Origin of the sequence: Calidifontibacillus erzurumensis (assembly GCF_013303125.1) — a bacterium.
Classification (GTDB): domain Bacteria; phylum Bacillota; class Bacilli; order Bacillales; family Bacillaceae_J; genus Calidifontibacillus; species Calidifontibacillus erzurumensis.
On the sequence record NZ_JABTTE010000019.1, the window covers coordinates 66,713 to 76,276 of the forward strand.

Below are 9,564 nucleotides of genomic sequence, written 5' to 3' on the forward strand. Positions count from 1 at the left end.
CCCTTTTTCACCCCCCTTTTTTATTATCTTATTCAATTGGCAAATTAATGTTTGGACAAACTGATACAATGAATAAAATTTTATAAAAATGCAATTTTTCTATATTAAAAAAATATTACTACTCTGAAAATTGAGACTTTTATTTTTTTATGCTATAATGCATTTATGGAATATTTAACCTCATAATAATTTATTAAGTATTATTTTTCCGTTGATGGGGATTTCTAAATTATAAGATAAAATTTAGAAGGAGGGCTTTTATGTACCATGTAAAAGAAAAAGAAAGAATATTTATTTATACTGGACCAGATGGTTCAGGAAGGAAAACGATTGCCAAAATGGTTTCCACTGTTTTTGATATGGAGACTGTTATTTCTTATACAACAAGAAAGCCTAGACATTATGAAACTGATGGTGTTGACTACCATTTCATTAGCGAAGAAAAATTTCTTGAAATGGAGAAAAACGGTGATTTTCTTGAAAGTGTTGAAATCGATGGATATCATTATGGTATTCGTGAAATAGATGTAGTAAAAGCCTTCGAAAAACATAACTTAATTTATTTAACGTTAAATCCAGAAGGAACAGAAAAGTTAAAAAAGATGTATGGAGATAAGGTAATTCGCTTGTTTATCTATGCAGACCGCGAAACAGTAATTGCTAGACAACGGGAAAGACAAGATTCTGAAGAGGACATTGCCCGCCATTTAGCCCATTACGATGAAATCATGAGCTATAAAAACGAATGTGAACACGTATTTGAAAACTTCGATTCTCCACAAGTATCTTTCCAAGTAAGTGAAGTAATTGAAAAATACTTAGAAAGAAACTTAATCGAAACTGATTATTAAAAACAATAAAAAGACACTGGATCACTCCTAGTGTCTTTTCGTTTAGGAAATGTTTTTAATAAACTCCTTTTAAAAATAAAATGAATCATTTTTTATTTCCCTCGTTTTTTCCAATGCTTCTTGAATTTCGCTAAACATCGCTACATAATTTTTTACTTCACCGCCATTATTTTTAATAGCATTGATTGTGACCCATACTAAATATAACTTTCCATTTTTCTTTCGATTCCAAATTTGCCCTTTCCAATACCCTTTTTCGATGACAGATTGCCATAATTTTTCATAAAACTCCGAACTATGCTTTCCTGACTTAAATATTCTTGGGTTTCTTCCAAGAACTTCTTCAGGCGCATAACCAGTTACTTCTGTAAAAGCCGGATTTACTTTTTCAATATTTCCTTTTAAATCTGTCACAAAAATTCCTTGTGGTGTATAGTTAATAATTTCATGAGCAATGCTTAATTTATCTTGATAAAACATCCAAATGACGATAATTAACGAAGCCATTGCAACTTGGGATAAAGCCATATACCCAATTGCATAATGGCCAGTGACGTTAAATAGGAAGGATAATAATAGCGGTGGAAAAAAGCCTCCTAAACCCCCCATTGCTGAAACAAGGCCGTTCACAATCCCTGCTTGTTTTGAAAAATACAATGGAACCAATTTAAAGATGACCCCATTTCCGATCCCTGCAAAAAATGAAATTGTCAAACAACCAATAGTGTAGTAAAGCAAGGTCGGATTAAAAGCAAGCAAAATTCCAGATAAAGTTAATGCGGTAAATACAGCCATTAATATTTTAAAAGAATTAAACTTATCAGCAAGCCACCCGCCAAGCGGACGTATGAATGTGGCTAATGCTATAAATCCCGCTGTTCTTAGTCCTGCATCTACTTTATCCAAACCATAATAGTCGACTAAAAAATTAGGTAAATAAATTGTAAATGTCACGAACACACCAAATGTTAAAAAATAAAATAAGCTGATAAACCATAATTTTTCATTTTTATAAACTGCTAAAATTTGTTCTTTTAAAGGTGTGATAGCTTTCGGTTCATTTTTATCTCCAAATAAAAAATTAATGATTGCAATAAAAATCATTAAAATTAAGTACAGCTTGACAGCCATTTGCCAACCTAAATAACTTGCAGCAATTGGTGCAGTAAACGTCGTAACAGCTGTTCCGATATTACCGACTGCATAAATACCATTGATAAAACCATGCCGTTCCTTTGGAAAATATTTTGGAAGAGAAGTTACGCCAATTGAAAAAAGCGCACCACTAATTCCTATAAACAGCCCCCCAATGAGCAAATCTATAAAAGAATTTGCAATGCTTATATAAAAGACTGGGAACAATAAAACAATAAAACTTATAGTAAACAAATATCTAGCACCAAAGCGACTAGTCCAATAACCGATCGGAATCCTTAACAAAGACCCCAATACAACTGGTATCGCCGTTACAATAGCAATTTGACTTGAAGTTAAATGAATATCCTCTTTAATAAAAGGAATTAGTGCAGATATAATTACCCACACCATAAACCCCACTATTAAACTTAACGTTTGTAATGGCAACTGAAACGTTTTTACGTTCACTTGCATTCATCCTTTCCCCTAAATTCTTGTCTTTGCCCATTGTATACATTAATTTCAAATTTTATAAACATCGTAAAAAAAGCTTCTTTCTAAAGATGTGAACTCTCTCACACATTTTATTGTGTTCACAATTTTGTCAAAAACACATAATTTTACGCCTTATTTACATGTGCTTTTTGTATTAATTGTGTCTAATTTATGACAAATATCGAGAGTGTGAACAACCTCACTGTTGAAAATTTGCCATTATTGTTTCATTGTCAATGAGTAATTCATTATTCGTTTACGTTTGAAAGCAGAACTTCCCATTTAATTGTTAAGAAAAATTGATGTGAGGAGAGATTTCATTATGAAAAAAAAGCGTTCCCCTTTATTAAATCGCTTGAAATATTTAACTCCCATAGAGAAACAATCCAATAACCATAGCCAAACAACCTATGAAAACCGTGAATGGGAACAAGCTTATCGAAACCGTTGGCAACACGATAAAGTTGTCCGATCAACACACGGTGTAAACTGTACAGGGTCATGCAGTTGGAATATTTATGTAAAAAATGGAATCGTAACATGGGAAGGACAACAACTCGACTATCCATCCACTGGACCTGATATGCCTGATTTCGAACCCCGTGGATGCCCTCGTGGAGCAAGTTTTTCTTGGTATATTTACAGTCCGCTTCGCGTGAAATACCCATATATCCGTGGCGTCTTATTAAACATGTGGCGTGAAGCGCTGAAAGAATATAAAAATCCGCTTGATGCATGGAAAAGCATCGTTGAAAACCCTGAAAAAGCTAGAGCTTATAAAAAAGCACGCGGAAAAGGCGGATTAGTCCGCGCTGAATGGGATGAAGTTCTTAAACTTGTCGCAACTTCTATCCTTTATACAGTGATTAAATATGGACCTGATAGAAATGTAGGTTTTTCTCCTATTCCAGCGATGTCAATGGTCAGCCATGCTGCCGGTTCTCGTTTTATGTCTTTAATAGGCGGCCCAATGCTAAGCTTCTATGATTGGTACGCTGACCTCCCACCAGCATCACCGCAAATTTGGGGTGACCAAACTGACGTACCGGAAAGCAGTGACTGGTATAATTCCGGTTATATTATGACATGGGGTTCAAACGTGCCACAAACAAGAACACCTGATGCTCACTTTCTAGCAGAGGTTCGATATCGGGGAACAAAGGTCGTATCCGTTAGCCCTGACTATGCAGAATCTACTAAATTCGCTGATGATTGGCTAAAGGTAAAGCAAGGGACTGACGGAGCTTTGGCAATGGCAATGGGGCATGTCATTTTAAAAGAATTTTATGTTGACAATCAACATGATTATTTCATCAAGTATGCAAAACAATATACTGATTTTCCTTTTGTTGTCACATTAAAAAAAGATGGTGACCACTTCCTACCTGACCGCTTCTTAAATGCCGCTGACCTTGGTAAAGAGGTAGGTAATGGAGAATTTAAACCAGTTCTTTTCAACGACCAAAATGGAAAACTCGTCATACCTCACGGAACAATGGGTGCCCGTTGGGAAGATAAAGCGAAATGGAATTTAAAAATGCTTGATGAAGAAACAGGAGAAAAAATTGAACCAAGACTTTCCTTCCGTGGTATTGAGGAAAAAATTGCAACAGTGAAATTGCCTTATTTCTCTCATCAAGGCAACGAAATTCTTTATCGCAACGTTCCAATAAAAAAATTTGAAGTAAATGGAAAAGAGTTTTACACAACAACTGTATATGACTTAACTCTTGCAAATTACGGCATCGATCGTGGGTTTGGTGATCAAACAGCAAAATCTTTTGATGATGAAATTCCATTTACACCAGCATGGCAAGAAAAGATTACCGGTGTAAAACGTGATCTTGTTATAAAAATAGCTCGTGAATTTGCTCAAAATGCGCTTGATACAAATGGACGTTCAATGATTATCGTTGGTGCCGGCATCAACCATTGGTTTAATTCCGATACGATTTACCGCGCTGTCTTAAACCTTGTCCTTCTTGTTGGTGCACAAGGAGTGAATGGAGGCGGATGGGCTCATTATGTTGGTCAAGAAAAATTGAGACCAGCAGAAGGTTGGCAAACGATTGCTACAGCCAAGGATTGGACAGGACCAGCAAAATTGCAAAACGGAACTTCTTTCTTCTATTTTGCAACCGATCAATGGCGCTATGAAGAACAGCCAGTTAGCGACCATGTTTCACCAATATACAAGAAAGCTCGCTATGACCATTATGCTGATTACAATGTGATGGCAGCAAGACTTGGATGGCTTCCTTCTTATCCCACGTTTAATCAAAACGGCATTGATTTATATAAGGAGGCCGAAAAAGCAGGTGCCAAGACACCTGATGAAGTTGGCAAATATGTAGCTAAAAAGTTAAAAGAACGAAAGTTGCAATTTGCAATTGAAGATCCTGATAATCCAGTCAACTTCCCTAGAAACCTATTCGTATGGCGCGCAAACTTAATTTCAAGTTCTGGGAAAGGGCATGAATATTTCTTAAAACATTTGTTAGGAACAACAAACGGGTTATTGAATGATGATTCAGATAGCTTAAGACCTGAAGAAGTCAAATGGCGCGATCAAGCTCCTGAAGGAAAATTGGATTTGTTAATAAATTTAGATTTCCGTATGGCTGGCACAGCACTTTATTCAGATGTCATCCTTCCAGCAGCAACTTGGTATGAGAAACACGATTTAAACAGTACTGATATGCATCCATTTATCCATCCGTTTAACCCAGCCATTTCAACACCTTGGGAAGCTCGTTCAGACTGGGAAATTTTTAAATCATTAGCGAAAGCTGTTTCAGAACTTGCTAGTGAATTAAACCTTGAATCCCAAAAAGAAGTTGTGGCAACTCCTCTTCTCCATGATACCCCGCAAGAATTGGCGCAGCCACTTGGGGTCATTAAAGATTGGAGCAAAGGAGAATGCGAGCCAATCCCAGGTAAAACGATGCCACAAATTCATGTAATCGAAAGAGATTACAAACTGATTTACGATAAAATGACAGCTTTAGGACCAAACATTAAAAATGCTCCATATGGCATTAAAGGCATCACTTGGTCTGCAGCTGAAGAGTACGAAAAGTTGAAAAAAGTGCTTGGCACTGTAAACGGTGGTCCTGCTGATGGATGTCCAAGTATTACCTCAGCAAAAAGTGCTTGTGAAGCGATATTAGCTTTATCTTCTACTTCAAATGGAAGAATGGCTGTTAAGGCATGGGAAGCTTTAGAAAAGAAAACAGATCTTGAATTGGTAGACTTGGCTAGTGAACGTGAAGAAGAATGTTTCACTTTTGAACAAATTACGGCACAGCCTAAGACAGTCATTACCTCCCCTGCATTCAGTGGTTCAGAAAAAGGGGGCAGACGTTATTCACCGTTTACGACGAATGTGGAACGGCTAATTCCTTGGAGAACAGTTACAGGTCGTCAATCGTTTTACGTTGACCATGAAATGATGCACGAATTCGGGGAAGCGATGGCTACATTTAAGCCTATTTTGCAACCTAAACCTTTTAGAAAAAATCGTCCGGAAGTAGAAGGAAAAGAAATTATTTTGAATTACTTAACACCACATAATAAGTGGTCTATACACAGTATGTATTTTGATTCTCAGCCGATGTTAACGCTTTTCCGCGGGGGACCTACGGTATGGATGAATAAAGATGACGCTGCAGAAGTTGGCATTAAAGACAACGACTGGATCGAATGCTTCAACCGTAACGGTGTTGTAGTTGCAAGAGCGGTTGTTTCACATCGTCTTCCTAGGGGAATGGCTTTTATGCACCATGCACAAGATCGCCATATTAACGTACCAGGTTCAAAATTAACAAGCAATCGCGGAGGTACACATAATAGTCCAACCCGCATTCATGTAAAACCTACTCATATGATCGGCGGTTATGGGCAGTTAAGCTACGGCTTTAACTATTATGGACCAACTGGAAATCAACGTGATTTGAATGTTGTCATCCGCAAACTGAAGGAGGTAGATTGGCTTGAAGATTAAAGCACAAATTGGAATGGTCATGAATCTTGATAAATGTATTGGCTGTCATACATGCAGCGTTACTTGCAAAAACACCTGGACAAACCGTCCAGGTGCTGAATACATGTACTTCAACAACGTTGAAACAAAGCCTGGCATCGGTTATCCAAAACGTTGGGAAGACCAAGATCATTATCGTGGAGGCTGGGAAGTAAAAAACGGCAAGCTTCAATTAAAATCTGGTTCAAAAGCGAATCGATTGCTCAATTTATTTGCCAATCCAAACCTTCCGGAAATTGAAGACTACTATGAACCATGGACTTACGATTATGAAACATTAACAAATAGCCCTGAAAGAAAAACACAACCAGTCGCACGCCCAAAATCATCGCTAACTGGAGAATATATGGAAATTTTATGGGGTCCAAACTGGGAAGACGACCTTGCTGGTGCTCATGTAACTGGCCTTCGTGATCCGAACGTTGAAAAAATGGAACAAAAAATCCGCACGGAGTTTGAAGAGGTATTCATGATGTATCTCCCAAGGATTTGCGAACATTGTATCAATCCTGCTTGTGTCAGTGCTTGTCCATCAGGAGCTATGTATAAGCGGGATGAAGATGGCATCGTTCTTGTTGACCAAAATGCGTGTCGTGCATGGAGACATTGTGTATCATCTTGTCCATACAAGAAAGTTTATTTCAATTGGCAAACAAACAAAGCTGAAAAGTGCACATTATGCTTCCCAAGAATAGAAGCAGGTTTGCCAACGATCTGTTCGGAAACTTGTGTTGGGCGTATTCGTTATCTAGGTGTAATGTTGTATGACGCCGACAAAGTTGAACAAGCTGCATTGGCTGATGAAAAAGATCTTTACCATTCTCAATTAAAAATATTTTTAGACCCAAATGATCCTGAAGTCATTAAACAAGCAAAAGCGGAAGGAATTCCAATGGAATTCATTGAAGCTGCACAAAAATCTCCAATTTATAAAATGATCATTGATTGGAAAATTGCATTGCCGCTTCATCCTGAATACCGGACATTGCCAATGGTTTGGTACATTCCTCCGCTAAGCCCAATTATGAATATGTTTGAAGGCGTTGGCAGCACATCAAATGCAGAAGACATCTTCCCTGCGATCGACCAAATGAGAATACCGATTGAATACTTAGCAAATCTTTTAACAGCAGGTGATACATCCCATATCCGTAATGTGTTGAAAAAGATGGCTGCAATGAGAACGTATATGAGAAGCGTACAAACAAATAAACAACCAAACCTTGCTCTCATTAAGGAATTGGGATTAACAGAACAAGATATTAAAGACATGTATCGTTTGCTCGCAATCGCCAAATATGAAGACCGATTCGTAATCCCTGCTTCCCATCGTGAATATGTAGCAGACCTTTACGACGAGCAAGGCAGCTGCGGATTAGCCTTTGCAGGTGGACCTGGTGCTTGCGGAACTTTATAAAAAAAGATGAAATAACAGTACTGGGCGTATACAGCATTTCTTTGAATTGTATCCTCAAAAGCAAAATAGCTGATGAGGATACAATCGCCCATTTATCATTTAAAAGAAAAAGTGGTGATAGCATGAGCGACAGAAATAATGAATTTACTTTTCGACTTTGTTCTTATTTACTCAGTTATCCAAGTCAACAATTTTTGGATTCGATCATTGATATAGAAGAAGAGCTTCTATCTTTAACTGCCCCAGTTAATATAAAAAATGAACTTGCACAATTTTGCAAAAAAGCAAAAAAAATCGGATTAAATGAACTAATTCATATTTTCATTCAAACATTCGATTTTGGTAAAAAAACAAACTTATATGTTACGTATATGTCAAATGGTGAACAACGCGAACGAGGCTTGGAGCTTTTATTCTTAAAAAACTACTACCAATTTCATGGCTTTGAAATGACTGAAAAAGAATTACCTGACTATTTACCTGTCATGCTTGAGTTTGCTAGTCAAGTTAGTGAAGAAGTGATGAAACCTCTTTTCGAACGTTATTTATCAAACATAAAAGAAATTATAGACCATTTAGATCCTGAACAGAACCTATATGGGCATATTTTAAAGGCAGTATGGTTGGCGCTCGAAAATGCAGGGGTCACGAAACCTTTACAAAGGAGTGAAGCATAATGGAGCAATTTTTATGGGTTGTCCTTCCCTATATTGTGCTAACCATTTTCATCGGCGGACATATTTACCGATATCACTACGATCAGTTCGGATGGACAACAAAGTCAAGCCAATTACTAGAAAAAAAGATACTTTTGATTGGCAGCAACCTCTTCCATTGGGGAATTCTCTTTGTTTTCGGTGGCCATGTAATGGGGCTTTTAATTCCTATTGAATTTTACGAAGCTCTTGGCATTAATGAGCATCAATACCATACAATTGCGCTAGTTGGTGGTATTCCGGCTGGATTTATGGCTGCAATCGGAATTTTAATGCTCACCTACCGTCGCATGACAGTGCGCCGCATTTTTGCTACAAGCACAAAAGGCGACTGGGTTTCTCTATTTTTCTTAATAATAGTTATTTTATCTGGTCTATCATCTACCCTATTAAATATTGATTCTCATGGTTTTGATTATAGAACTACAATCGGACCGTGGTTAAGGGGTATTTTAACATTTAATGCTGACCCGAGCCTCATGGCAAATGTGCCAATTTGGTTTAAAATTCATATCATAGCTGTTTACGGCATATTTGCAGCATGGCCATTTACGCGTCTAGTTCATGTCTTTAGTGCGCCGCTCCGCTATTTATCACGAAGCTATGTCATTTACCGCAAACGCGAACCAAAACAGCATAGTTTACAAAAATTTTAATCTTCCTCATTTTTTAATCGTTTAAAAAAGGAAAGTGGTGAAAATAAAAATTTCTCCTCTTTCCTTTTTTTCTGAAGTTCTAATAAAATGCATCATACTTTGTTGTTTTTTTTTAACTATTTTTTAATCCACACTAATCCTTATGTGATCCCCGTTCTCTTCTTTTATTATTGAACGATGCATAATCTTTGCTCTATTTTCAAATAATCATAAAAGATTACTTAAACCACTTAAGGAGTGAAAAGATAAG

General features: G+C 37.1%; 6 protein-coding genes. 5 read left to right on the plus strand and 1 reads right to left on the minus strand.

Annotation, left to right across the window (positions count from 1 at the left end; all coding sequences use genetic code 11):
- Window positions 1-260 precede the first annotated feature (260 nt).
- On the plus strand, window positions 261-851 hold the full coding sequence (locus HR057_RS13060) for a guanylate kinase (protein WP_173731888.1): 591 nt from the start codon (window positions 261-263) through the stop codon (window positions 849-851).
- 69 nt (window positions 852-920) lie between these two features.
- Here the strand turns inward: HR057_RS13060 and HR057_RS13065 are convergent, their stop codons facing one another.
- Entirely contained in the window at window positions 921-2,462 is a 1,542-nt protein-coding gene (locus HR057_RS13065) for a nitrate/nitrite transporter (RefSeq protein ID WP_173731889.1), read from the minus strand.
- 343 nt (window positions 2,463-2,805) lie between these two features.
- On the opposite strand from HR057_RS13065, the gene HR057_RS13070 reads away from it, so the two are divergent.
- The 4 genes from HR057_RS13070 to narI are packed head-to-tail and all read left to right on the plus strand — an operon-like array spanning window position 2,806 to window position 9,314.
- Window positions 2,806-6,486: a nitrate reductase subunit alpha gene (locus tag HR057_RS13070; RefSeq protein WP_173731890.1), complete on the plus strand. Its 3,681-nt coding sequence runs from the start codon at window positions 2,806-2,808 to the stop codon at window positions 6,484-6,486.
- Window positions 6,476-7,942, plus strand: a complete 1,467-nt coding sequence (narH, locus tag HR057_RS13075; protein ID WP_173731891.1) for a nitrate reductase subunit beta — start codon at window positions 6,476-6,478, stop codon at window positions 7,940-7,942. Before HR057_RS13070 ends, narH begins: the two co-directional genes overlap by 11 nt.
- Window positions 7,927-8,619, plus strand: coding sequence for a nitrate reductase molybdenum cofactor assembly chaperone (gene narJ, locus HR057_RS13080; protein ID WP_173731892.1), 693 nt, complete (start codon window positions 7,927-7,929; stop codon window positions 8,617-8,619). The genes narH and narJ overlap by 16 nt, the downstream gene beginning before the upstream one ends.
- Complete coding sequence (gene narI, locus HR057_RS13085) at window positions 8,616-9,314, plus strand: respiratory nitrate reductase subunit gamma (protein WP_173731896.1); 699 nt, start codon at window positions 8,616-8,618, stop codon at window positions 9,312-9,314. Before narJ ends, narI begins: the two co-directional genes overlap by 4 nt.
- The last annotated feature ends 250 nt before the right edge of the window (window positions 9,315-9,564 follow it).

Bases quoted from the DNA above. Each gene is read 5' to 3' on its own strand.
- HR057_RS13060 (WP_173731888.1), top strand. From the start codon at position 261: ATGTACCATGTAAAAGAAAAAGAAAGAATATTTATTTATACTGGACCA.
- HR057_RS13065 (WP_173731889.1), bottom strand. From the start codon at position 2,462: ATGCAAGTGAACGTAAAAACGTTTCAGTTGCCATTACAAACGTTAAGT.
- HR057_RS13070 (WP_173731890.1), top strand. From the start codon at position 2,806: ATGAAAAAAAAGCGTTCCCCTTTATTAAATCGCTTGAAATATTTAACT.